This window comes from Gilvimarinus sp. 1_MG-2023 (genome assembly GCF_030548285.1).
In genome coordinates, this window is the sequence record NZ_JAUOSC010000883.1 from 1 (window position 1) to 280 (window position 280).

1 protein-coding gene is annotated in these 280 nt (G+C 52.1%); it reads right to left on the minus strand.

The genetic code is table 11. The features are described 5' to 3' along the window. Positions 1-248: hypothetical protein (locus Q4563_RS19405; protein ID WP_303605681.1), on the minus strand; the 248-nt coding region annotated here is incomplete at its 3' end. Positions 249-280 lie beyond the last annotated feature (32 nt).

Sequence of the window (280 nt, forward strand, 5' to 3'; positions counted from 1 at the left end):
TCGCTATCATTGATCGTCAATGCCAGCCCTTTTTCAATGGGACGACTGCTCAGAGACCAGCGGCCCAAATTACGGCTCCCGATAATCAACTCGGCAATCTGGATATCCATTGGTAACAAGTCTGCCGGTACCATATCCAGCAAGGTATCGTCGGCCAATACCGCTGTCAGCTGCTGATCAAGCGGTACTTCACCCAGCAGTGAACCCCGCTGGCCAGGCTCTTTCACCACGTCATCCGTTTGTGGCATATGCAGATATTCCAGTGTCATCTGCACAGGAT